The following is a 23,979-nucleotide window of genomic DNA, read 5'->3' on the forward strand; positions in this document are numbered from 1 at the left end:
TCCCGGCTCAGTCCTGCTTCTCGGCGGGCTGCTCGGTGTCCGGACGGATGTCGATGCGCCAGCCGGTCAGGCGGGCGGCGAGCCGGGCGTTCTGCCCTTCCTTGCCGATCGCCAGGGACAGCTGGTAGTCGGGGACCGTGACGCGCGCGGAGCGGGCCGCGAGGTCGACGACCTCGACCTTGGAGACCCGGGCCGGGGACAGCGCGTTCGCCACCATCTCCGCCGGGTCGTCCGACCAGTCGACGATGTCGATCTTCTCGCCGTTCAGCTCGGCCATGACGTTGCGCACGCGGCCGCCCATGGGGCCGATGCAGGCACCCTTGGCGTTCAGACCGGACCGGGTGGACCGGACGGCGATCTTCGTGCGGTGGCCGGCCTCGCGGGCGATCGCGGCGATCTCGACGGAACCGTCGGCGATCTCCGGCACCTCAAGGGCGAAGAGCTTCTTCACCAGGTTGGGGTGCGTGCGGGAGAGGGTCACGGAGGGACCGCGTACGCCCTTCGCCACCCGCACGACGTACGACCGCAGCCGCACGCCGTGCTGGTACGACTCGCCGGGGACCTGCTCCTGCACCGGCAGGATGGCCTCCAGCTTGCCGATGTCGACGAGCACGTTCTTCGGGTCGCGGCCCTGCTGGACGACACCGGTGACGATGTCGCCGTCCCGGCCCGCGTACTCGCCGAGCGTCGCGTCGTCCTCCGCGTCCCGCAGGCGCTGCAGGATGACCTGCTTGGCGGTGCTGGCGGCGATCCGGCCGAAGTCGGACGGGGTGTCGTCGAACTCGCGCGCCTCCTGCCCCTCCTCCAGGTCCTCGGGGTCCTCCTTCGCCCACACGGTCACATGACCGGTGTCCCGGTCGAGCTTGACGCGCGCGTGGCGGCGGCTTCCCTCGGTGCGGTGGTAGGCGATGAGGAGGGCCGACTCGATCGCCTCGACCAGCAGGTCGAAGGAGATCTCCTTCTCCCGCACCAAGCCCCGCAGGGCACTCATGTCGATGTCCACGGCTACGCCTCCTCCTCTTCCTTCATGTCTGCGTCGTTCTCGTTGGCCTTGCGGTTGAACTCGACCTGGACGCGCGCCCTGTCGATGTCCGCGAAGGCGATCCTGCGGGCGGTGGCCTTGCGTCCCTTGACGCCGGGCACCTCCAGGTCGATCCCGTCCTCGTCCACCGTCAGGATCCGGGCGACCAGTTCGTCGCCGCTCGTCAGCTGGAATCTCACCAGGCGGTCCGTGGCGCGTACGTAGTGACGGTGTTCCCTGAGCTCGCGCTCGGCACCGGGGGTTCCCACTTCGAGGGTGTACTCGCCCTGGCCCATCGCGTCGGTCTCGTCGAGCTTCGCCGAGAGCGCGCGGCTCACATCGGCGATCGCGTCCAGATCGGCTCCTTCGTCGGAGTCGACCACGACGCGCAGCACACGCTTGCGTCCTACCGAGTCCACCTCGATCTCCTCGAGATCGAGTCCCTGCGAGCTGACGAGCGGTTCCAGGAGCTCTCGAAGCCTCTCGCTCTGGGTGGTGCTCATCCGGGTGACTCCTCGGCCGCGTGTGCTGTTGTGGGTAGGTCGCGTGTCAGGTCAAAGGGTATCCGGTCCCAAGGGGTGTTGCCGTCCACCGTGGCCCGCCCGACGGTGGGACGGCGCCGCTGGTGGGTGTGGGGGCGGTACACGGGTACCGTGATCACGGGCCTGCCGCCCTTCCGTTCGTACGAGCCCTCCGAGGACGTCTGCCGTGCCGTTCACCCTGCCGTCGCGCATCCCGTCGGGGCCGCGCCGAAGGACCCTGCTCGCCGGGGCCGCCGGTGTCGGCGCCGCGCTGCTCACGGGCTGTTCCTCCTCCGACTCCTCCGAGACCACCAAGGGGAGCACGTCTGCCGCCGAGCGGGCACGCGCACGTGCGGCCCTCGACAGCGAGCGGCTCGCGGAGCGGTACGGGGCCGTGCTCGCCGTGCATCCCGCGCTGGCCGGGCGACTGTCGCCGCTGCGGGCGGAGGTCGTACGGCACGCGGAGGCGTTCGGCGGAGGCGGCAAGGCCTCTGAGAGTGCGTCGGCGAGTGCTTCCGCCGATCCGTCCGGGGCGCCTTCCCCCGGCCCGTCCGCCGAGGTGCCGGCCGTGGAGAAGGACGCCCTCGCCGAACTCGCCGCGGCCGAGCGGACGCTGGCGGACCGGCGTACGAAGGCGCTCCTCGACGTGCCGGGAGAGCTGGCGCGGCTGCTGGCCTCGGTGGCGGCGGCCGGTGCGGTGCACGCGTTTCTGCTGACGGAGGGCGAGAAGTGAGCGGTTCCGGAGCGGCCGGAGAAGCAGGGCAGAAGGCCAAGGCGCCGGCGGAGCTGACGGCCGTGCAGGCCGCGCTCGCGGCCGAGCATGCCGCCGTGTACGGCTACGGGGTCGTGGGCGGGAAGATCGGCGAGGCCCGGCGAGGCGAGGCCCGGGCGGCGTACGACGCGCACCGGGCCAGGCGGGACGAACTGGGCCGGGCGGTGCGCGACCTGCGCGGGAAGCCCCGGCCCGCGGCGGCCGCGTACGCGCTGCCGTTCCCGGTGACGGACGCGGAGTCGGCCGTGCGGCTCGCCGCGGAGCTGGAGGACCGGGTGGCCGGGGTGTACTCCGACCTGGTCCGCGCCGCGGAGGGCGACCGGCGCCGGGCGGCGGCCGAGGCGCTGCGGGACGCGGCGGTGCGGGCGGTGCGCTGGCGGGGCGAGAGCGTACCCTTCCCAGGGCTCACGGAGCGGTCGGCCCGGTCCACCGCGTCGGCGGCACCGCCGTCGTAACGCGTACAGGAAGGAAACGACTCGCGCATGGCTTTCGAACCGCCGCGGCGTCTCGTCAAGGCGCTCGGCGAGACGGCACCGAGCGGTGACGACTGGCTGGAAAAGCTGCCCGAGGCGGCTCAGCAGGCCGTCGCGCTACGCGAGTTGACCGTGGAGCGCGTTCAGGTGCCCGGTGGGCGCAGCAGTCTGGTGGTCCTGGTGCGGCTGCCGGACGGCACCCCCGCCGTCCTGAAACTCGCGCCGGGCCGGGCTCGTCCGGAGAGCGAACGGGCGGCGCTCGCGCACTGGGACGGTCTGGGCGCGGTACGGCTCCTGGAGCCGGCCGGCACCGAGGGCGTGCTGCTCCTTGAGCGGCTGCATCCCGATGTGTCGGTGCGTTCGCTGGCCGAGGCCAAGTCGATGCTGGAGGCGGCGGGGGCGCTGCGCCGCCTGTGGGTCGAGCCGCCGGCCGGCACGGTCTTCGAGACAGTGGCCGGGCGGACCGGGCGGCAGGCCGAGGCGATGCGGGCGGGCGCCGACGCGGAGGCGGCGCCGCTGGTCGACGCGGCCCTGGCGGTACGCGACGAACTGCTGGCCTCCCCGCCCGAGGCCCGCCTGCTGCACGGCACCTTCCGGCAGAGCAAGGTGCTGGCGGGCGAGCGCAGCCCCTGGCTGGCCGTGGGGCCCGACCCCGTCGTCGGCGAGTGCGCCTTCGACCTGGCCCGGCTGGTCCGTGACCGGGTCGAGGACCTGATCGCCTCCCCGTCCGGCTCCGCCATCACCCGCCGTCGGGTGAAGCGCCTCGCGGAGTCCCTGGACCTGGACCAGGAGCGGCTGCGCGGCTGGACCCTGTTCCGGGCCGTGGAGTCTGGCGTACGTGCTCGGCGGGTGGGCCGGTCCCAGGACGCGGAGCTGTTGCTGGAGTTCGCGAGCTGGCTGTAGGGGTCGGCGGTTCGGCGCAGGCGCCTTCAGGCCGCGGCGAGTCTCAGGGCCAGGACCGGACAGTCCGCCGCCGCTCTGCGGGCGCGTTTCAGGGTTCGGGCGGGGACGGGGCGCGCGTCGACGAGCGGGTAGCCCCATTCGTCGAGGGTGACGTGTTCGGGGAGGAGTTCAGCGCAGAGGCCGTGGGCCCGGCAGGACGTCCAGTCGATGTCGAGGTGCTGGGGTGGCTGGTCCATGTCTGTCAGCTCCTGTGGTCGGGGACGGGCAGCAGGGGGGTGCGGTCGGTCGCGGTGCACAGGCCCCGGGCGTGGGCGTCGAGTTCGGCTGCGAAGGTGGTCAGGGCGCTGCGGACCAGGCGGACCGTGCCGTCGGGGTGGTGGCAGGCGCCACGGCCCTCGACGAGTCCGGCCCAGCGGGCGACGTCGTCGCGGGCGGTGCCCTGGGGGCCGGGGGCGGCCAGGGTGCGGAAGGCGGCGGCGATACGCGGCAGGCCGTTGAGGCAGGGGCCGCACTGGCCGGCCGACTCCAGTGCCAGGTACCGCAGGACACGGGCCGTTTCGGCGGGACCGCAGCGGTCGGCCGGGAGGGCGGCGAGGACACCGGCGCCCAAGTTCCCGGCAGACAGGCGGAGTCGATCCGCCTCGGCGGTCGGGAGCCAGGTGCCGTGGTAGCCGCCGAGCAGGATCGCGCCGGTGCCCTCCAGCGGGAGCAGTCGGTGCAGGGGCATGCCGAAGGGGGCCTCCACGACCTGCGGCTCGCGGCCCGGCACGTGCACCGTGCACAGGGCGCTGCCTGGTTCCGACGGGGTGCCGGCCGAGCGGAACCAGCCCGCTCCGTAGCGGGCGATCAGCGCGAGGTGCGCGAGTGTCTCTACGTTCTGGACGAGGGTGGGCGCCCTGCGTACGCCCTGTTCGCGCACCGGAGGGTCCTGGTGACGGGGCAGGGCGGGGTGACCGGATAGGTGCTGGGCGAGGGCCGAGGACTCGCCCGACAGGAAGCGCTTGGGTACGCGTATGACGCGTACGGGGAAGGGGTCGTCTCGTTCGGGGAAGAGGTCGTCGCGTTCGGCCAGGGCCGTTTCGAGGCGGGTGGCCCCGTCCTCGACGGCCAGGTACGCCTCGCCCGCTCCGATCGCCCGGGCCGCCAACTGCAGCCCGTCCAGGACCAGATGGGGCGAAAGGCTCAGCAGGGTCTTGTCCTTGGCGCTCGCCGGTTCGCCCTCGGCGCCGTTCGCGACGACGACCGGGGCGCGGCCGGTGCGGCGGGCCGCGTCGATGACGGACACGAACTTGCGGTACGTGGGGAAGGCGGCGCCTCCCCGGCCGGTGAGGCCGGACTCCGCGAGGGTGCGCAGGAGGGCGGCCGGGTCGGAGTGGGTGAGGGGGCCGTAGCGGGTCTCGTGCGTGGCGCGGTCGGCGGGCGCACCGCCGGGGGCGAGGAGGCGCGGGGGCATGAGGATGTCCGTGAACGTGCTGGTCATGGTCGCGCCCCTTCGGCGGTGAGGAGGGTGGCGGGGGTGCGGCGGCCGGCCCGTGCGGCCTGGGTGACTCGGATCGTGAAGGCGGTGAGGACCGCTGCCACGCAGGTGACGGTCAGCCAGAGCATCCAGTCGGTGCCCGTGTCCGTGCCGATGCCTATGCCGTGGATCAGGGCCACCGGCCAGGACGCGTAGGCCAGCCAGTGGACCGCTCGCCAGGTGCGGTGGCCGAGCCTCTCGCGGAAGAGGCTGGTGACCAGGACGGCGAGCATCAGGTCCAGGGCGACCGTGCCGAGGCCCAGCCAGAGGGGCTGGTAATCGGAGGCGAACGGGATCAGGACGTCGAGGGCGGTGATGTCGACGTAGCCGTCGATGACCGCGGTGGCGATGTGGCTGGCCAGGAAAGCGGTCGCGGAGAGGGAGAGGGTGCGGTGGAGGGAGACCGTGCCGAAGCGGGGGAGGCCGGGGAGGCGGGTCCTCAGGCGTACCGCCACGCCCAGGAGAACCACGACGGTGAAGAGCACCAGGCAGACGGCTCCGGTGGCTCGGTTGGCGTACCAGAGGATGGAGTCGTCGGTCATGGGGCCGTCTCCGTCTCGGTGACCGCCGGGGGTTCCTCGCCCCCGCCGCCCCTTCCCGTCCCAACCCTGGGGGCTGCGCCCCCAGACCCCCTTTTGTCCTCAAACGCCGGACGGGCTGAAGTGTTCGGCCAGCCCGGGGTCGTCACCACTGTGCCGTCCCTGGCCACCAGCCTTGCCGGGAGGCCCAGGCCAGACAGCCAGCGTTCCGCGCCCATGCCCTTGATGAGGGCCGCCGTACTGGCCGCGTTCGCGTCGGCGCAGGTGGCGGCGGAGACGGAGACCGTGCGCCAGGGGGTCTCGGTCGGGAGGCCGGTGTTCGGGTCGAGGATGTGGTGGAGGGTGTGCGGGCCCGAGCGCCAAGCGCGGGCCGTCGTGCCCGAGGTGGCGAGCCCGCCGCGGCGCAGGCCGACCGTCGCGTACGGGCCCGGCGGGGGCGTCTCGTCGACCGGGCCCGTGACGTCCTGGACCCGGATCCGCCAACCACCCGCCGGGGGTTCGCCCGCGACCGCCGTGTCGCCGCCGAGGCTCACCAGGACTCCGCAGCCCGCCGCCCGCGCGAGCGTCGCCGCGGCCCTGTCCGCCGCCCAGGCCTTGGCCGTGGCACCGAGGTCGAGGCGGACCCCGGCCGGGACGGTGACCGTGCCGGTCGCGCGGTCCAGACGTATGAGACGCCAGCCCGGGACGGGGCGCACGGTGAGCTTCACCGGTCGCCCTTCCTCCTGGACGAGCCGGAAGTCGCGGTCGTAGCCGATGGCGTTCATCGCCGAACCGACCGTCGGGTCGACGGCACCGTCCGTCGCCGCGGCGGCCCGCAACGCGACCGCCAGCGCCTCCGCGAGCAACGGGCTGACCCTGACCGGCCGCCCTTCTGCCCTGTCGAGGGCGACCAGCTCGGAGTCCGCGCGGAACCTGCTGCACGCCGCGTCGACCTCGGCCAGCTGCCGGGCGAGCAGCAGGTTGCAGGAGTCCAGCAGCGCCGGGTCCGTCGTGACGAGCCGGACGCTCGTACCGAGGGCACGCCAGTTCGCCGCGGCCGTAGGACGCACGGAGGTGTCGGCGGCGGTCATCACGACGCCCCCGAGGTGGAGTCGGCGGTACCGCTGTCGTCGGCGGAGGTCAGGTCGTCGGACGAGCCCTGCAGCGACGAGGACGAGTCACTCGTACTGTCCGACGCCGAGGAATCCGACGACGAGGAGGAGGAAGAAGAGGAAGAGGAAGAGTCTTCCGACTGTGACGTCGTCGATGACGATGACGACGAGTCCGTGCTTCCGCTCGCCGTCGTCGTCGCGGTCGACTCCATCGTGCCGATGAGTGCGAAGACGCCCGCCGCAGCCGCCAGTGTCACCGCCGCCGCCGCGGCGGCCGTACGCCGTGCGCCTCTGCGGACCGCCGCGGCGGCCCCCCGTTCGCTGCCTGACATGACTGCTCCCCTCCCGAATGACGCTGTGTCACGTCCTACGGTCGGGGAGCAGCCTGAGAGAAAACTGTGCGGCGCCCATACGCCCGGCAAGAAGTCTCTGAGAGGCTTCTTAACCGCACGGCGTCAGTCGCTCGGCAGGGTCAACTGCTCGGCGAAGTCAGTCGGTCGGCCGGGTCAGTTGCTCAGGCGGGCGATCGCCTCGTCCACCGTCAGCTCCTCGCGCTCGCCGGTGCGCCGGTCCTTCAGCTCCAGGACACCCTCGGCGGAGCGCCGGCCGGCCACCAGGATCTTCGGTACGCCGATGAGCTCGGCGTCGGTGAACTTCACACCCGGCGAGACACCCGCCCGGTCGTCCACGAGCACACGGACGCCCGCCGCGCGCAGCTTCTCCGAGACGTCGAGCGCCAGCTCGGTCTGCAGTGCCTTGCCCGCGGCGACGACGTGGACGTCGGCCGGGGCGATCTCGGCGGGCCAGACCAGGCCCTGCTCGTCCGCGTGCTGCTCGGCGAGCGCCGCGACCGCACGCGAGACACCGATGCCGTACGAGCCCATGGTGACGCGGACCGGCTTGCCCTGCTGGCCGAGCACGTCGAGCTGGAGGGCGTCGGCGTACTTGCGGCCGAGCTGGAAGATGTGGCCGATCTCGATGGCACGGTCCAGCTTGAGGCCGGTGCCGCAGACGGGGCAGGGGTCGCCCTCGCGCACGACCACCACGTCCACGTACTCGTCGACCTCGAAGTCACGGCCCGCGACGACGTTCTTCGCGTGCACGCCCTCCTGGTTGGCGCCGGTGATCCAGGCGGTGCCGGGGGCGACGCGGGGGTCGGCGAGGTAGCGGACCTTCTCCAGGCCCTGCGGGCCGACATAGCCGCGTACGAGGTCGTCGCGGCCCGTGAAGTCCTCGGCCGTGACGAGTTCGACGGCGGCGGGGGCGAAGTGGGCCTCGACCTTGTCCATGTCGACCTCGCGGTCGCCGGGCACACCGATCGCCACGATCTCGCCGTCCACCTTGACGAGCAGGTTCTTCAGGGTGGCGGAGGCGGGGACCTCCAGGTACGCGGCGAGCGTCTCGATGGTCGGGGTGTCGGGGGTCGGGATCTCTTCGAGAGCGGGCACGGCCGTCCCGTCCACCGGCTTCAGCGCGTACGTGATCGCCTCGGTGTTGGCCGCGTAGTCGCAGTTGGGGCAGTCGGCGAAGGTGTCCTCGCCGGCCGCGGCCGGGGCGAGGAACTCCTCGGACTTGGAACCGCCCATGGCACCCGCGGTGGCCGCGCAGATGCGGTAGTCCAGGCCGAGACGCGTGAAGATCTTCTGGTACGCCTCGCGGTGCAGGGCGTACGACTTGGCCAGGCCCTCGTCCTCCGTGTCGAAGGAGTACGAGTCCTTCATCAGGAACTCACGGCCGCGCAGGATGCCGGCGCGGGGGCGGGCCTCGTCGCGGTACTTGTTCTGGATCTGGTAGAGGATCACCGGCAGGTCCTTGTAGGACGAGCACTGGTCCTTGACGAGGAGGGTGAAGATCTCCTCGTGGGTCGGGCCGAGGAGGTAGTCGCCGCCCTTGCGGTCGTTCAGGCGGAACAGCTCGGGGCCGTACTCCTCCCAGCGGCCGGTCGCCTCGTAGGGCTCCTTCGGCAGCAGGGCGGGCAGCGCGACCTCCTGGGCGCCGATGGCGTCCATCTCCTCGCGGACGACCCGCTCCACGTTGTTCAGGACCTTCTTGCCCAGCGGCAGCCAGGACCAGAGGCCGGCGGCAGTACGGCGTACGTAGCCGGCGCGCACCAGCAGCTTGTGGCTGAGCACCTCGGCGTCCGCCGGGTCGTCACGCAGTGTCTTGACCATCAAACGGGACATGCGCTGGACCTGGGCCATGGTTCTCGACTCCTGCTGCGTAAGGGTGATGGCTAGGAGGTTAGCCGGGGGGCCGCCGTCGCCGGAAATCCGTTTAGGGCGCCGGAGGGATCCGTCGGCGGTGCCGGTGCGTCGGTCAGCGGTATCGACGGGGTCGGCCAGCGGCAACGCAGAGACGGGTCAGCGGCGCCGGAGGGGCAGCGGGGCGCCCATCACCGCGTACGGCTTCGGTGCGCTGGGGAACAGGACCTGTCTGGCGAGGTCCTCGTATCCGAGCGAGCGGTACAGGCCGCGGGCCGGGCTCTCCGTGTCGATGGCGGAGAGGATCGAGCGGGGCTGGGCTGCGCTGTCCGTGATGGTGGTGATCAGGGCGCGGCCGACACCCTGGTTCTGGAAGCCCGGGTGGACGTGCAGTTCGGTGATCACGAAGGAGTCGTCCAGCCACCCGTCGGATCCCTGGCTGCGCAGATAGGGCTCGACGACGGTGGACCACCAGTGCGTCCTGTCGTTGGGCATGCCGTAGACGAAGCCGACGAGGCGTCCGTCCGCGGTGGTCGCGCCGAGCGCACGGGCACCGGGGTAGGCGAGGTGCCGCAGCACGATCTGTCGTCGTACGGCGATCTCGTCCGAGCCGAGTCCGAACGCCAGGGCTTGGACGGCCAGCGCCTCGTCGATCCTGGCGGCCAGGTCCAGGGGGCCGATGACGATGTCGTCGGGCGTGACGGGGCCCTGACCGGGGAAGCGCAGCATGCCCGGGAGACTACCCGGGCGATTCGTTTCAGTGCGCTGGGGACGGGGGGTTGTCTTGTTGCCGCGGGCGCGTCGTGGCTGGTCGCGCCCACGCGGCGGAGCCGCACATGTCACAGCCCCGCGCCCCTGAGGGCCTGCGCCCCTTGCGGGGCTCGGCCCGCCCTCAGAACAGGATGCTCATGAAGGCGCCGACCTCTTGGAAGCCCACTCTGCGGTAGGTGGCTCGGGCTGCTGTGTTGTAGTCGTTGACGTAGAGGCTGACGACGGGGGCCACGTCCGCGAGGGCGTAGCGGAGGACCGCTGCCATGCCGGGGGCCGCGAGGCCCTGGCCCCGGTATTCGGGGGCCACCCAGACGCCCTGGATCTGGCAGGCCTCGGTCGTGGCCGCGCCGATCTCCGCCTTGAAGACGACCCGGCCGTTGTGGTCGAGGCGGGCGAACGAGCGGCCGGAGCCGACGAGTTCGGCGACGCGGGCCTGGTAGAGGAGTCCGCCGTCGCCCGCGAGCGGGGAGACGCCGACCTCCTCGGTGAACATCGCCACGCACGCCGGCATGATCGTCTCCATCTCGTCCTTGCGGATGCGGCGGACGTACGGATCCGGGGCCATGTCGGCGGGAAGCCGGTCGGTGACCATCAGGGGTTGGTGCGGGCGGACCTCACGGGCCGGGCCCCAGTTCGGTTCCAGGAGGCGCCAGAGCTGGGCGGTGGCGTCGGACGGGCCGACGATGGAGGAGCAGCGGCGGCCTGCCCTGCGGGCGCGGTCCGCGAAGGCGCGTACGGCTCGGGGGGTGGCGCAGATCGGGACGAGGTTGGCGCCCGCGTAGCAGAGGGACGTCAGCATGCCGTCCTCGTACCAGCCCCACATCTCGCCGCCGAGGCGCCAGGGGTCGAGGCCGGCGACCTGTACGCGGGAGGCCACGAAGGCGTTCGCCACCGGCTCGCGGTCGAGGACGGCGAGCGCGGCGTCCAGGTCGCTCGGTTCGAGGACCCTGGTGGTCGTCTGCGTCAACACGTGCGGGGCCTTCACCATCAGGTCTGCTGATCTCCGCACTGTACCTGGCGAATTTGTGCCCCGCCGCCCGATGGGTCCGGGCCGGGTTTCCTCGCCCCCGCCGCCCCTTCCCGTCCCGTCCCTGGGGGCTGCGCCCCCAGACCCCCGCATCGCGCTGAACGCGCTCGTCCTCAAACGCCGGACGGGCTGGCAGTTAGCCCCTCCGGCGTTTGAAGGGCGGGGGTTCGGGGGCTGGCCCCCGAAAAGGACGGGAATGGGTAGGGGCGGCGGGGGCGAAAAAAGTCGTCAGCCCGCCACGGACACCGAAGGCTCGCCGGAGGGGATTCCGTCCGCCTCCATCTGCTCGGCGATCTTCAGCGCCTCCTCGATGAGGGTCTCGACGATCTTCGACTCGGGAACGGTCTTGATGACCTCGCCCTTGACGAAGATCTGCCCCTTGCCATTGCCGGAGGCGACACCGAGGTCGGCCTCGCGGGCCTCACCGGGCCCGTTGACGACGCAGCCCATGACGGCGACGCGAAGCGGCACCTCCATGCCCTCAAGACCGGCGGTGACCTCCTCCGCCAGCTTGTACACGTCGACCTGTGCCCGCCCGCAGGACGGGCAGGAGACGATCTCAAGGCGGCGCTGCTTGAGGTTCAGCGACTCCAGGATCTGCATGCCGACCTTGATCTCCTCGACCGGCGGGGCCGAGAGGGAGACGCGGATCGTGTCGCCGATACCCTCGGCGAGCAGCGCGCCGAAGGCCACCGCCGACTTGATCGTGCCCTGGAAGGCGGGGCCGGCCTCGGTGACACCCAGGTGCAGCGGATAGTCGCAGGCGGCGGCCAGCTGCCGGTAGGCGTTGACCATGACCACCGGGTCGTTGTGCTTGACCGAGATCTTGATGTCCCGGAAGTCGTGCTCCTCGAAGAGCGACGCCTCCCACAGGGCCGACTCGACGAGCGCCTCGGGCGTCGCCTTGCCGTACTTCTGGAGCAGCCGCTTGTCGAGCGAACCTGCGTTGACGCCGATCCGGATCGGCGTGCCGGTGTCCTTGGCGGCCCGCGCGATCTCCTTGACCTGGTCGTCGAACTGCTTGATGTTGCCGGGGTTCACGCGGACCGCGGCACAGCCGGCCTTGATCGCGGCGAACACGTACTTCGGCTGGAAATGGATGTCGGCGATGACCGGCAGCTGCGACTTGCGGGCGATGGTCGCCAGCGCGTCCGCGTCGTCCTGCGTGGGGCACGCGACGCGCACGATCTGGCAGCCGGACGCGGTCAGTTCGGCGATCTGCTGGAGGGTGGCGCCGATGTCCGACGTACGCGTCGTCGTCATCGACTGCACCGAGACGGGTGCGTCTCCGCCCACCGCCACGGTTCCGACCTGGATCTGCCGGCTCTTCCGGCGCTCGGCGAGCTTGGTCGGAACGGACGGCATGCCGAGTGAAATCGCAGTCATCTGCTGTGCAACCCCAAGGTAAGGATCGGTCGGTCCCGAAAGCTGACGGGCTCCAGCCATCGAGATTACGGCACCCCCGCAGACGGGAGCACATCCGCTGCGCAGGTCCACCCAATGGAGGGCGGCCGGACACAAATCATGTCCGGCCGCCACAAACTCCGTATGACTAGGAGATTCTCACCGGGTTAACCACGTCCGCGATCAGTACCAGGATCGTGAAGCAGATGAAGATCCCGGCCACCACGTACGCGACGGGCATGAGCTTCGCCACGTCGAACGGACCGGGGTCCGGCCGCCGCAGCACCTTCGCCAGGTTGCGGCGCAGGGCCTCCCACAGGGCGCCCGCGATGTGACCGCCGTCGAGCGGCAGCAGCGGGAGCATGTTGAACAGGAACAGGGAGAGGTTGAAGCCCGCGACGAGGAACAGCATCATCGCGATCTGGTTCTCCGGCGGGATGTCGAGCGTGAAGACCTCGCCGCCGACCCGGGCCGCGCCGACCACGCCCATCGGGGAGTCCGCCTCGCGCTCGCCGTCACCGAAGGCCGCGTCCCACAGGGCGGGGACCTTGGACGGCAGGGCGACGAGCGACTCGACACCGTTCTGCATCATGTCGCCCATGCGGTCGACGGACTGCCCGAACGACTGCTGGACGATGCCGGAGGCGGGCGTGAAGCCGAGGAAGCCGGCGTACACGTACTTGCCCTCGACGTAGCCGCCGTCGCCGTCGGTCTTGCTGACCTGGTTGCGGATCAGGTGGGCGGTCAGGTCGAGCTGCTTGCCGTCGCGCTCGACGGTGAGGGTGACGTCCTTGCCGGGGTTGGCGCGGATGTCGGCCTGGAGGGTGGACCAGTCGGTGATCTTCTCGCCGTTGAACGCGAGGATCTTGTCACCGCCCTGGAGCCCGGCGGCCTTGGCGGGCGCGGCGGTGTCGCTCTTCTGGCACTCGGACCGGTTCTCGCTCTGCTCGATGACGCAGTCGGAGACCTTGCCGACCGTGGTGGTCTGGGTCTGGATGCCGAAGGTCATCATCACGCCGAGGAAGATCGCGACGGCCAGGATCAGGTTCATGAAGGGGCCGGCGAACATCACGATGACGCGCTTCCACGGCTTGCGCGTGTAGAAGAGGCGTTTCTCGTCGCCCGGCTGGAGTTCCTCGAAGGACTGGGCCCTGGCGTCCTCGATCATGCCGCGCCACGGCGAGGTGGAGCGGGCCTCGATACGGCCGTCGGGGCCGGGCGGGAACATTCCGATCATGCGGATGTAGCCGCCGAGCGGAATCGCCTTGACCCCGTACTCCGTGTCGCCCTTCTTGCGCGACCAGATGGTCGGGCCGAAGCCGACCATGTACTGCGGCACGCGAATGCCGAACAGCTTGGCCGTGGAGAGATGCCCCAGCTCGTGCCAGGCGATCGAGATGAGCAGGCCGATCGCGAAGACGACTATGCCGAGGATCATCATCAGGGTCGTCATGCACGAGCCTCCGCCGCTGTCGTGGCTGTCGCTGTCGCTGTGGTCTGGGCTGTCAGTTCACGGGCCCGGGCGCGCGCCCAGGTCTCCGCATCGAGGACGTCCGGGACGGTGAGCGAGGTTCCCGTACGGGGCGTGCCGTGCTCGGCGACGACCTTCGTGACGGTCTCCATGATCCCGTTGAACGGCAGCGAGCCGTTCAGGAACGCGTCCACGCACTCCTCGTTGGCCGCATTGAACACCGCCGGGGCCGTGCCCGCGAGCTGCCCGACATGCCGGGCGAGCCCCACCGACGGAAACGCGTCGGTGTCGAGCGGGAAGAACTCCCAGCTCGACGCCTTCGACCAGTCGAAGGCGGGCGCGGCGTCGGGGACCCGCTCGGGCCAGCCGAGGCCGATGGCGATGGGCCCGCGCATGTCGGGGGGCGTCGCCTGGGCCATTGTCGATCCGTCCGTGAACTCCACCATCGAGTGGACATACGACTGCGGGTGCACGACCACCTCAATCCGCTCGAAGGGAATGTCGTAGAGGAGGTGCGCCTCGATGACTTCAAGACCCTTGTTGACCAGGGTCGCGGAGTTGATCGTGATGACCGGGCCCATGGCCCAGGTGGGGTGCGCGAGGGCGGCCTCGGGGGTGACGTCGGCCAGCTCGGCCTTCGTACGCCCTCTGAAGGGGCCGCCGGACGCGGTGACGACGAGCTTGCGTACGTCGGACCTGGTGCCGGAGGCCAGTGCCTGGAAGAGGGCGGCGTGCTCGGAGTCGACCGGGATGATCTGGCCCGGCTTGGCGAGCGCCTTCACCAGCGGGCCGCCGACGATGAGCGACTCCTTGTTGGCGAGCGCGAGGGTGCGGCCCGCTTCCAGGGCGGCGAGGGTGGGGGCGAGGCCGATCGAGCCGGTGATGCCGTTCAGGACGGTGTGGCACTCCGAGGCGGCGAGGTGGGTGGCGGCGTCCGCTCCCACGAGGATCTCGGGGAGGGGCTCCCCCGCTCCGTACTGCGCGGACAGGGCCTCGCGCAGCGCCGGTACGACGTCCTCGCGCGCGACGGCGACCGTCCGGACGCGGAGCCGGTGCGCCTGCTCGGCGAGCAGTCCGACCCTCCCACCCGCGGCGGAGAGCCCGGTGACCCGGAACCTGTCGGGATTGCGCAGCACGAGATCGATGGCCTGGGTCCCGATCGACCCGGTGGATCCGAGGATCACCACATCCCGGACTCCGTCCACAGGATCGAAGACAAGATGCGGATCGGCGAGGGGGGCTGGACTGTCGCTCATCCCTCCATTGTTGCCGCAATGCCGCTCCAACAGGACAGCGAGTCCCACCTGTGCCCCGTTAGGGGCGCGGGGAACTGCGCGACCAGCCCCACACGACCCGCACCCGCACCCGAACCGCGCAGCCCTCCACCTCACGCGCCCCCGGCTACCTCTTGCGTTTGCGACGGCTCCTGGACCTGGCCGCGCGCCGCTGCTGGGGCTGGGGCTTCCCATCGGCCACACCCTCCGCCGGAGGCGACGGAACCGCATCGGCCGGTTCGAAGTCCCCTTCGACAACCCCCTCCGCCGTGTCCAGCGTGGGCGCACTGAAATGCAGCCCATCCGTACGACGCCCGGAATCCAGCCCCTCCTGGCCACCGGTGGCCCTCCCGGACGCGTCCAGATTGAAGACGTACCCGACCGACTCCTCCTTGATCGCCTCGGTCATCGCGGCGAACATGTCGTACCCCTCGCGCTCGTACTCGACGATCGGCTCGCGTCCGAGCGTCCACCGCAGTCCGATGCCGTCGCGGAGGTAGTCCATCTCGTACAGGTGCTCGCGCCACTTGCGGTCGAGGACCGAGAGCACGACGAGCCGCTCCAGGTCGCGCAGCGCGTCCGCGCCGAGTTCCGTCTCGCGCTCCTCGTAGCGGGCGTGTACGTCGTCGGTGACGGCCTCGACGAGTTCGTCGGCGGTGAGTTCGGCGCGCTGGCCCGCCGCGTCCTCCAGGTCCTCGATGGTGACCCGGACCGGGTAGAGCTGTTTGAAGGCGCCCCACAGCCGCTCCAGGTTCCACTCCTCGGGGAAGCCCTCGGCGGTCTCCTCGGTGATGTACGCGCGAATGGTGTCGTCCATGAAGTGGAGGATCTGTTCGCGCAGGTTCTCGCCGTCGAGGACCCGGCGGCGTTCGGCGTAGATGAGGGTGCGCTGCCGGTTGAGCACCTCGTCGAACTTCAGGACGTCCTTGCGGGACTCGAAGTGCTGCTGCTCCAGCTGGGACTGGGCGGAGGCGATGGCGCGCGTGACCATCTTGTTCTCGATGGGGACGTCGTCGGGGACGTTCGCCATCGACATCACGCGTTCCACGACCTGGGCGCGGAACAGCCGCATCAGGTCGTCTCCGAGGGAGAGGTAGAAGCGGGAGGCGCCGGGGTCGCCCTGGCGGCCGGAGCGGCCGCGCAGCTGGTTGTCGATACGGCGGGACTCGTGGCGCTCGGTGCCGAGGACGTAGAGACCGCCGAGCTCCTTGACCTCGTCGTGCTCGGCCGCGACCGACTCCTTGATCCGGTCGAGGGCCGCCCGGTGCTCGTCGGGGTTCTCCTCGGGGGTGAGGCCGCGCCGGTCGAGTTCGGCGAGCGCCATCGCCTCGGGGTTGCCGCCGAGCATGATGTCGGTGCCGCGCCCTGCCATGTTGGTGGCCACGGTGACCGCGCCCCTGCGGCCGGCCTGCGCCACGATCTGTGCCTCGCGCTCGTGGTTCTTCGCGTTGAGTACCTCGTGGCGTATGCCCCGCTTCTTCAGCAGGGCGGCGAGGGTCTCGGACTTCTCGACGGAGGTGGTGCCGACGAGGATGGGCTGGCCCTTCTCGTGCTTGTCGGCGATGTCGTCGAGGATCGCGGTGTACTTGGCCTCCACGGTCCGGTAGATCTGGTCGGGGTCGTCCTCGCGGGCGTTGGGCTGGTTGGTGGGGATCGGCACCACGTGGAGCTTGTAGATCTGGTGGAACTCGGCGGCCTCCGTCATGGCGGTGCCGGTCATCCCGCCGAGCTTCTCGTAGAGCCGGAAGAAGTTCTGGAGGGTGATCGTGGCGAGGGTCTGGTTCTCGTCCTTGACCGTCACCGCCTCCTTGGCCTCGATGGCCTGGTGCAGGCCCTCGTTGTAGCGGCGGCCGGCGAGGATGCGGCCGGTGTGCTCGTCGACGATGAGGACCTCGCCGTTCACGACGACGTAGTCCTTGTCCTTCTTGAAGTGCTCCTTGGCCTTGAGCGCGTTGTTCAGGTGCCCGATGAGGGGCGTGTGGTCGGACTCGTAGAGGCTCTCGATGCCGAGCTGGTCCTGGAGGAACTCCACTCCGCTGTCGAGGATCGCGACCGTGCGCTTCTTCGGGTCGTACTCGTAGTCGTGGGTGGCCCGCAGTTCGGCGAGGCGCTCCTTGTCCTGCGGCGAGGTGAAGTTCTCGTCCTGGACGGCGACGCCCCGCATCCGCGTGACCATCCTGGAGAACGCCTCGTACCAGTGCGTGGGCTGGTCGGCGGGGCCGGAGATGATCAGCGGGGTGCGGGCCTCGTCGATGAGGATGGAGTCGGCCTCGTCGACGATCGCGAAGTGGTGGCCGCGCTGCACCAGTTCGTCCTTCGACCAGGCCATGTTGTCGCGCAGGTAGTCGAAGCCGAACTCGGTGTTGGTGCCGTAGGTGATGTCGCAGGCGTACTGCGTGCGCCGCTCGGCCGGGGTCGACTGGGACTTGATGACGCCCACGGTCAGGCCCAGGAAGCGGTAGGCACGGCCCATCCAGTCGGCGTCGCGCTGGGCGAGGTAGTCGTTGACCGTGACGAGGTGGACTCCCTTGCCGGTCAGGGCGTTCAGGTAGACGGGCAGGGTGGCTACCAGAGTCTTGCCCTCGCCGGTCTGCATCTCGGCGATGTTGCCGAGGTGGAGGGCCGCGCCGCCCATGATCTGTACGTCGAAGTGGCGCATCCCGAGTGTGCGGCGGGCGGCCTCGCGCATGGCGGCGAAGGCCTCCGGCAGCAGGTCGTCGAGGCTCTCACCGGCCTCGTACCGCTCCTGGAACTCCGGTGTGAGCGCCTGGAGTTCCTCGTCGGTGAGCTGCTCGAAGTCCTCCTCCAGGGAGCCCACCTGTTCCGCGATGCGCTGGAGTTTGCGCAGGATTCTTCCCTCGCCGGCCCGCATGATCCGGCCGGTGATGTTGTCGAGACCGAGAGCCGGCACTGGAATTACCCCTCACTAAATCGCGTCCACCAGCATCTGTATGCGGCGATTGGCGCGCTGCAGAATGTGGACGCCTTGTTGGTTCGCTTTGATCACCTCGCGCAGTACGGGGTCCTTCGCGTGTCCCACCGCACCGCGGAACAGTTGCTGGATCACGGGCCTTTCGCCCGGTCGCCCCGCGTCGAGCAGGGCGTCGACGTCCCGGAGGTCGATTCTCCGGACGGGCAGCGGGTCGAAGGAGGCCACGGAGGGCCGCGGTTCCTCGTCGACCAGGGCCAGCGCGCAGTCGTTCAGCAGGACCACGAGCGCGTCCCGATGTGCCTCGAAGGTCTCCGGCGCGCTCTGGCGAAGCTTATCCGCCAGTGGCAGAACCTCATTGCGCACCGTCCGTAACGCCCGTACGAGTTCCGTTTCGTTCAGCTGTTCCCGCGCTTGCCCGCGCGCCCGTGTCAGCTGGACAGAAAATCCGTGACTGTATTCTTCCCCCACACCGTGGCGCATATTTTGTCCCCGTTCGCCATTCTGCTCATTGTTGACGCACACCTTCTGTGCGGCAAGCGGCAGAATGACGACGGGGACGGAAGTGCATTCCTGGGGAAAAGGTCAACGGATGGGGCGGTGGACGTTCTCCCTTTCCGATGGTCCGGGTGTTGCGTCGGCGATCCAGGGGCCTTCGCCGGACGGGTCGACGACACCCTCCTCCAGCCAGGTGTAGGCACCGCCGAGGACACCCTTGACGACCTTGCGGTCGAGGTCGTCGGTGTTGGACCACAGCCGGCCGAAGAGCTCCTCGACGCGGACCCGGGACTGGCTGCAGAAGGCGTCGGCGAGCTGGTACGCCTCACGGCCGTGATCCCCGGTGGTGCGCAGCAGTTCGGCGCGGACACAGGCGGCGCTCATCGCGAAGAGTTCGGCGCCGATGTCGACGATCCGGCCGAGGAAGCCCTGTTTGGTCTCCATCCGGCCCTGCCAGCGGGACATGGCGTAGAAGGTGGACCGGGCGAGCTTGCGGGCCGACCGCTCCACGTACCGCAGGTGACCGGAGAGGTCGACATGACCCGCCGGGTGGAAGTCCCCGTACGAACGCGGGAGTTGACCGGGACCCGCGACCAGCTTCGGGAGCCACTTGGCGTAGAAGACTCCGGCGTTCGCGCCCGCCTTCGCCTTGTCCGAGAGGGACTTCTCGGGGTCGATCAGGTCACCGGCCACGGACAGATGGGCGTCGACCGCCTCGCGGGCGATCAACAGGTGCATGATCTCGGTCGAGCCCTCGAAGATGCGGTTGATGCGCAGGTCGCGCAGCACCTGTTCGGCGGGGACGGCCCGTTCGCCGCGGGCGGCCAGCGAGTCGGCCGTCTCGAAGCCGCGGCCGCCGCGGATCTGGACCAGCTCGTCGGCCATCAGCCAGGCCATCTCGGAGCCGTACAGCTTGGCGAGGGCGGCCTCGATGCGGATGTCGTTGCGGTTCTCGTCGGCCATCTGCGACGACAGGTCGAGGACGGCCTCCAGTGCGAAGGTCGTCGCCGCGATGAAGGAGATCTTCGCGCCCACGGCCTCGTGGAAGGCAACCGGCTTGCCCCACTGCTCGCGCACGGACGACCACTCGCGGGCGATCTTCAGACACCACTTGCCCGCGCCGACGCACATGGCGGGCAGCGAGAGCCGTCCGGTGTTGAGCGTGGTGAGGGCGATCTTGAGGCCCGCGCCCTCCGGACCGATCCGGTTCGCGGCCGGCACCCGCACCTGGTGGAGGCGGGTGACACCGTTCTCCAGACCGCGCAGCCCCATGAAGGCGTTGCGGTTCTCGACGGTGACGCCCTCCGAGGCGGTCTCCACGACGAACGCCGTGATGCCGCCCTTGTGGCCCTCGGACTTCGGTACGCGCGCCATCACGACCAGCAGGTCCGCGACGACGCCGTTGGTCGTCCAGAGCTTCACTCCGTCGAGGACGTAGTCGTCGCCGTCCGGCACCGCGCTGGTGGCGAGGCGCGCCGGGTCGGAGCCGACATCCGGCTCGGTGAGCAGGAAGGCGGAGATGTCGGTACGGGCGCAGCGCGGCAGGAAGATGTCCCGCTGCTCCTGCGTGCCGAAGAGCTTCAGCGGCTGCGGTACGCCGATCGACTGGTGCGCGGAGAGCAGCGCGCCGAGTGCCGGATTCGCCGAGCCGACCAGGGCGAGCGCCTTGTTGTAGTACACCTGCGTCAGACCGAGGCCGCCGTACTTGGTGTCGATCTTCATGCCGAGGGCGCCGAGCTCCTTGAGCCCGTTGATCGTCTCGTCCGGGATCCGCGCCTCACGCTCGATGAGGGCCGAGTCGACCTTCGTCTCGCAGAAGTCGCGCAACTTGGTGAGGAACTCCTCGCCGCGCTGCACGTCCTCGTCGGGCGGCATCGGGTGCGGATGGATCAGATCGAGCCGGAAGCGGCCGAGGAACAGCTCCTTGGCGAAGCTGGGCTTGCGCCAGTCCTGCTCCCGTGCCGCCTCGGCGACCTGCCGGGCTTCACGTTCGGTGACAGCGGGCTGGTGGGGTGTTGCGGACAAGAGGCTCACCTCGCCGCGAATAGGGATCTTGGTCCGGTTCGGTTACCGACCGGTTCTACTCGATCGTATGTACCCGATTCCGCCCACCCCCACCAGCCCTCGCGCGCCGTTCGGCCCAACCCGACGCACACAAGAGGGAAACCATCCACTCAGACACCCCCATGGGCGTCCCAGAAAACCGACCGAGTCGAAGCGCTTCGACAACCTATGGACACCCACCCGCGGTCAAGCTACTGTCGAGCCACCCTCACTCGCCCCTTATCCGCAACGCGCACTGTCGAAGCGCTTCACACAACGCTTGGAGAGCTGGATGGTCACCCTCGCCGAGGTCGCCCAGCACGCCGGAGTCTCGGCGAGCACGGTGAGCTATGTCCTCAGCGGCAAGCGGTCCATCTCCGCGGGCACCCGCGAGCGGGTCGAGCAGAGCATCCAGCAGCTCGGCTACCACCCCAACGCGGGAGCCCGGGCACTGGCAAGCAGCCGGTCCAACATCATCGCGCTGATGATCCCGCTCCGTACGGACATGTACGTACCCGTGATGATGGAGATCGCCATCGCCGTGGCGACCTCGGCCCGCACCCACGGGTACGACGTGCTGCTGCTGACCGGCGAGGAGGGCCCCGACGCCGTGCGCCGGGTCACCGGCAGCGGGCTCGCCGACGCGATGATCCTGATGGACGTCGAGCTCGACGACGAGCGGCTGCCGCTGCTGCGCGGCACGGACCAGCCGTCCGTCCTCATCGGTCTGCCCGCCGACACCAGCGGCCTGACCTGCGTCGATCTCGACTTCGGCGCGACGGGCGCGCTGTGCGCCGAGCATCTCGCGATGCTCGGTCACCGTGACATCGCTGTCATCGGCGAGGCGCCCGCGGTCTACGAACGGCACACGGGCTTCGCCGAGCGCACGCTCGACGGACTCCGGTCCCGGTCACGGGAGTTGGGCCTGCGCGTGCTGCACCGCCCGTGCGAGGGCGGCTACGACGCGATGTCGCTGACCCTGTCCCGGATCTTCGACGAGCGCCCGGGCACCACGGGCTTCGTCGTGCAGAACGAGTCCGCGGTCGAGCCGCTGCTCGCGCTGCTGCGCCAGCAGGGCCGGGCGGTGCCCGAGGACGTGTCGGTGATCGCGATCTGTCCTGACCAGGTCGCCACCCAGGCCTCGGTGCGGCTGACCTCGGTCGCCATCCCCGCGCAGGAGATGGGCCGGCACGCCGTGGAGCATCTGATCGCCAAGCTCGAAGGGCACGGCAAGGACGAAGTCGTGCTCATCGCACCCGAGTTGACGGTACGGGCCAGCACGGGCCCGGCCGCTTCCTGAACCACCCAGCCGCAACCACCCCGCGCCTCACGGGCGTTGGGGCATCCCTACCTGTCCCGGTCCGCCGGAGCCGCGTCACCGGGTCCTGTCGCCACTCCTTCCTTCAGGAGCACCCACGTGAATCAGCCTGCCGAGAACCAGCCCGGACAGCAGGGTCCGTCCGGTAACCCGGGACAGCCCGGCCATGGGTCCGCAAGCCTCGCCCAGTCCTCCCCCACCGTCGGCACGTTCCGCGAACGCGACGGCGCCCTGGAGTGGAGCGGCCGCCAGGAGACCGTACGCATCGAGCCGTGGGGCCCCGACGCGGTCCGGGTCCGGGCCAGGCTCGGCGGGCCGGTCCTGGAGGGTCTGCCGGGCGCGCTGCTCGACGAGGCACCCGCGACGGAGGCCACCGTCAAGATCGAGGACGGGCACGGGCAGTTGACCGTCGGCGCGCTGACCGTCGAGGTCGACGCCGAGGGCCTCGTCCGCTTCCTCCGCACCGACGACTCGGCGGAACTCCTCACCGAGGAGCGCGCCCACTTCTGGTGGCCGGGACCCCGCCTCTACACCCCGGTCGGCAACGGCCACCACCGCCTGGAGCAGCGCTTCGCCGCGTACGAGGGCGAGAAGCTGTACGGCCTCGGCCAGCACCAGCACGGTCTGCTGGACCAGAAGGGCGCGGTCCTCGACCTGGTCCAGCGCAACGCCGAGGTGACCATCCCGGTGCTCACCTCCAGCCGCGGCTACACCCTGCTGTGGAACAGCCCGGCCATCGGCCGCGTCGAGCTCGCGGGCAACGGCACGCGCTGGGTGGCGGACTCGGCCCGGCAGATCGACTACTGGATCACCGCCGGACGGCCTGCCGACGCGCAGCGCCGCTACAGCGCGGTGACCGGCCGTACGCCGATGCTGCCCGAGTGGGCGGCGGGCTTCTGGCAGTGCAAGCTGCGCTACCGCACCCAGGACGAACTCCTGGGCGTGGCACGGGAGTACAAGCGCCGGGGCCTGCCCATCGACGCGATCGTCTGCGACTTCTTCCACTGGACGCACCTGGGCGAGTGGAAGTTCGACCCGGCGGAGTGGCCGGACCCGGCTGCTATGCAGCGGGAGCTGGAGGAGCTCGGCATCAAGCTCGTCGTGTCCGTCTGGCCGTCCGTCTCCCCGCTCTCCGAGAACCATCAACTCATGGAGCAGCGCGGCTACTTCATCGGTACGCAGTACGGCCCGATGGCGCACGCCGACTGGCCGGACAAGGAGGTCGCCTCCACGGTCCAGGTGGCCTTCTACGACGCGACGAACCCCGAGGCACGCGACTTCATGTGGTCGCGGATCAAGGAGAACTACCTGGATCCGTACGGGATCACGGCGTTCTGGCTCGACGCCTGCGAGCCGGAGCTGAAGCCGGGCTTCCAGGAGAACCTGCGCTACTGGGCGGGCCCGGGCCTCGAAGTCGGCAACATGTACCCGAGCGAGAACGCCCGCACCTTCTACGAGGGCATGATCGCGGCCGGCGAGACCGAGATCGTCACCCTCAACCGCTCGGCGTGGGCGGGCAGCCAGCGCTACGGCGCCGCCCTGTGGTCCGGCGACATCGGCACGGACTTCGCGACCCTGCGGCGCCAGATCGCGGCGGGCCTCAACACGTCGCTGTCCGGCATCCCCTGGTGGAACACCGACATCGGCGGCTTCCACGGCGGTGACCCGGACGACCCGGCGTACCGCGAGGTGATGATCCGCTGGTTCCAGTTCGGCGCGCTCTCCCCGCTGATGCGGCTGCACGGCTTCCGGGACCCGGGCACACCGCTCGGCCCGGACATGACCGGCGGCCCGAACGAGGTCTGGTCGTACGGCGAGGAGGCCGCCACGATCATGGAGAAGTACCTCCGGCTGCGCGAGCGCCTGAAGCCGTACGTGCTCGACGTGATGCGGGCCGCGCACGAGGAGGGGCTGCCGGTGATGCGGCCGCTGTTCCTGGAGTTCCCGGACGACCAGGCGACCTGGTCGGTGGCCGACTCCTATCTCTTCGGCCCGGATCTGCTGGTGGCGCCCGTCCTGACGGCGGGGGCGAGCGTGCGGACGGCCTATCTCCCGGCCGGAGCACGGTGGACGGACGCCTGGACGGGAACCGAGTACGAGGGCGGTACGCGCGTCACGGTCGACGCCCCGCTGGACCGGATACCGCTGTTCCTGCGGGACGGGGCGGCTCTCCCGATCGCGGACTGACTGCCCTCCCTCTCAAGGCA

Annotated in this window: 21 protein-coding genes; 5 read left to right on the forward strand and 16 right to left on the reverse strand. The window is 70.4% G+C overall.

Going from position 1 to position 23,979, the window contains the following annotated elements:
- Positions 1 to 7: 7 nt before the first annotated feature.
- A complete protein-coding gene (nusA, locus tag ACZ5VQ_RS45115; RefSeq protein WP_362084359.1) occupies positions 8 to 1,003 on the reverse strand; it encodes a transcription termination factor NusA in 996 nt (331 codons plus the stop codon).
- A 2-nt stretch (positions 1,004 to 1,005) separates the two neighbouring features.
- Positions 1,006 to 1,524, reverse strand: a complete 519-nt coding sequence (gene rimP, locus ACZ5VQ_RS45120; protein WP_362084362.1) for a ribosome maturation factor RimP — start codon at positions 1,522 to 1,524, stop codon at positions 1,006 to 1,008.
- 205 nt (positions 1,525 to 1,729) lie between these two features.
- On the opposite strand from rimP, the gene ACZ5VQ_RS45125 reads away from it, so the two are divergent.
- From ACZ5VQ_RS45125 to ACZ5VQ_RS45135, 3 genes are read left to right on the forward strand one after another with little or no spacing between them, the layout of a single operon-like run.
- Positions 1,730 to 2,275: a hypothetical protein gene (locus ACZ5VQ_RS45125; RefSeq protein WP_469110065.1), complete on the forward strand. Its 546-nt coding sequence runs from the start codon at positions 1,730 to 1,732 to the stop codon at positions 2,273 to 2,275.
- A complete protein-coding gene (locus ACZ5VQ_RS45130) occupies positions 2,272 to 2,769 on the forward strand; it encodes a ferritin-like domain-containing protein (RefSeq protein WP_469110066.1) in 498 nt (165 codons plus the stop codon). The genes ACZ5VQ_RS45125 and ACZ5VQ_RS45130 overlap by 4 nt, the downstream gene beginning before the upstream one ends.
- A 27-nt stretch (positions 2,770 to 2,796) precedes the next feature.
- Positions 2,797 to 3,690, forward strand: coding sequence for an aminoglycoside phosphotransferase family protein (locus ACZ5VQ_RS45135; RefSeq protein ID WP_469110067.1), 894 nt, complete (start codon positions 2,797 to 2,799; stop codon positions 3,688 to 3,690).
- A gap of 26 nt (positions 3,691 to 3,716) precedes the next feature.
- On the opposite strand, the gene ACZ5VQ_RS45140 is transcribed toward ACZ5VQ_RS45135, so the two are convergent.
- The 14 genes from ACZ5VQ_RS45140 to ACZ5VQ_RS45205 all read right to left on the reverse strand — a co-directional run bounded on the left by ACZ5VQ_RS45140 (position 3,717) and on the right by ACZ5VQ_RS45205 (position 20,445).
- Positions 3,717 to 3,926: a ferredoxin gene (locus tag ACZ5VQ_RS45140; RefSeq protein ID WP_269655227.1), complete on the reverse strand. Its 210-nt coding sequence runs from the start codon at positions 3,924 to 3,926 to the stop codon at positions 3,717 to 3,719.
- A 5-nt stretch (positions 3,927 to 3,931) separates the two neighbouring features.
- On the reverse strand, positions 3,932 to 5,170 hold the full coding sequence (locus tag ACZ5VQ_RS45145; RefSeq protein ID WP_469110068.1) for an NADH-ubiquinone oxidoreductase-F iron-sulfur binding region domain-containing protein: 1,239 nt from the start codon (positions 5,168 to 5,170) through the stop codon (positions 3,932 to 3,934).
- Complete coding sequence (locus ACZ5VQ_RS45150) at positions 5,167 to 5,748, reverse strand: ferric reductase-like transmembrane domain-containing protein (protein ID WP_469110069.1); 582 nt, start codon at positions 5,746 to 5,748, stop codon at positions 5,167 to 5,169. Before ACZ5VQ_RS45150 ends, ACZ5VQ_RS45145 begins: the two co-directional genes overlap by 4 nt.
- Positions 5,745 to 6,815 (reverse strand): FAD:protein FMN transferase, encoded by a 1,071-nt coding sequence (locus ACZ5VQ_RS45155; RefSeq protein ID WP_469110070.1) that lies wholly within the window; start codon positions 6,813 to 6,815, stop codon positions 5,745 to 5,747. The genes ACZ5VQ_RS45150 and ACZ5VQ_RS45155 overlap by 4 nt, the downstream gene beginning before the upstream one ends.
- On the reverse strand, positions 6,815 to 7,168 hold the full coding sequence (locus tag ACZ5VQ_RS45160; RefSeq protein WP_469110071.1) for a hypothetical protein: 354 nt from the start codon (positions 7,166 to 7,168) through the stop codon (positions 6,815 to 6,817). The genes ACZ5VQ_RS45155 and ACZ5VQ_RS45160 overlap by 1 nt, the downstream gene beginning before the upstream one ends.
- Positions 7,169 to 7,342: 174 nt before the next feature.
- Positions 7,343 to 9,037 carry a proline--tRNA ligase gene (locus tag ACZ5VQ_RS45165; RefSeq protein WP_469110072.1) on the reverse strand — a complete coding sequence of 565 codons (1,695 nt, stop codon included), beginning with the start codon at positions 9,035 to 9,037 and terminating at the stop codon, positions 7,343 to 7,345.
- Between the two features lie 159 nt (positions 9,038 to 9,196).
- Positions 9,197 to 9,766, reverse strand: a complete 570-nt coding sequence (locus tag ACZ5VQ_RS45170) for a GNAT family N-acetyltransferase (protein ID WP_469110073.1) — start codon at positions 9,764 to 9,766, stop codon at positions 9,197 to 9,199.
- A 163-nt stretch (positions 9,767 to 9,929) separates the two neighbouring features.
- The gene (locus ACZ5VQ_RS45175; protein WP_469110074.1) at positions 9,930 to 10,778 is read right to left on the reverse strand and encodes a GNAT family N-acetyltransferase; all 849 of its coding nucleotides are present in this window, start codon (positions 10,776 to 10,778) and stop codon (positions 9,930 to 9,932) included.
- 285 nt (positions 10,779 to 11,063) lie between these two features.
- The gene (gene ispG / locus ACZ5VQ_RS45180; protein ID WP_055616509.1) at positions 11,064 to 12,221 is read right to left on the reverse strand and encodes a flavodoxin-dependent (E)-4-hydroxy-3-methylbut-2-enyl-diphosphate synthase; all 1,158 of its coding nucleotides are present in this window, start codon (positions 12,219 to 12,221) and stop codon (positions 11,064 to 11,066) included.
- Between the two features lie 166 nt (positions 12,222 to 12,387).
- The gene (locus ACZ5VQ_RS45185) at positions 12,388 to 13,692 is read right to left on the reverse strand and encodes a M50 family metallopeptidase (RefSeq protein WP_362084394.1); all 1,305 of its coding nucleotides are present in this window, start codon (positions 13,690 to 13,692) and stop codon (positions 12,388 to 12,390) included.
- Entirely contained in the window at positions 13,689 to 14,966 is a 1,278-nt protein-coding gene (gene dxr / locus ACZ5VQ_RS45190) for a 1-deoxy-D-xylulose-5-phosphate reductoisomerase (RefSeq protein ID WP_469110075.1), read from the reverse strand. Before dxr ends, ACZ5VQ_RS45185 begins: the two co-directional genes overlap by 4 nt.
- A gap of 145 nt (positions 14,967 to 15,111) precedes the next feature.
- Complete coding sequence (secA, locus tag ACZ5VQ_RS45195) at positions 15,112 to 17,856, reverse strand: preprotein translocase subunit SecA (RefSeq protein WP_469110111.1); 2,745 nt, start codon at positions 17,854 to 17,856, stop codon at positions 15,112 to 15,114.
- A gap of 54 nt (positions 17,857 to 17,910) precedes the next feature.
- Positions 17,911 to 18,396 carry a hypothetical protein gene (locus ACZ5VQ_RS45200; RefSeq protein WP_469110076.1) on the reverse strand — a complete coding sequence of 162 codons (486 nt, stop codon included), beginning with the start codon at positions 18,394 to 18,396 and terminating at the stop codon, positions 17,911 to 17,913.
- 102 nt (positions 18,397 to 18,498) lie between these two features.
- Positions 18,499 to 20,445: an acyl-CoA dehydrogenase family protein gene (locus ACZ5VQ_RS45205; protein WP_373466664.1), complete on the reverse strand. Its 1,947-nt coding sequence runs from the start codon at positions 20,443 to 20,445 to the stop codon at positions 18,499 to 18,501.
- A gap of 301 nt (positions 20,446 to 20,746) precedes the next feature.
- Between ACZ5VQ_RS45205 and ACZ5VQ_RS45210 the strand changes: the two genes are divergently transcribed.
- Together ACZ5VQ_RS45210 and ACZ5VQ_RS45215 are read left to right on the forward strand one after the other, a co-directional pair.
- Positions 20,747 to 21,754 carry a LacI family DNA-binding transcriptional regulator gene (locus ACZ5VQ_RS45210; RefSeq protein WP_450557068.1) on the forward strand — a complete coding sequence of 336 codons (1,008 nt, stop codon included), beginning with the start codon at positions 20,747 to 20,749 and terminating at the stop codon, positions 21,752 to 21,754.
- A gap of 117 nt (positions 21,755 to 21,871) precedes the next feature.
- Positions 21,872 to 23,959 (forward strand): glycoside hydrolase family 31 protein, encoded by a 2,088-nt coding sequence (locus ACZ5VQ_RS45215; protein WP_469110077.1) that lies wholly within the window; start codon positions 21,872 to 21,874, stop codon positions 23,957 to 23,959.
- Positions 23,960 to 23,979 lie beyond the last annotated feature (20 nt).

This window comes from Streptomyces sp. NPDC033178, from assembly GCF_055577685.1.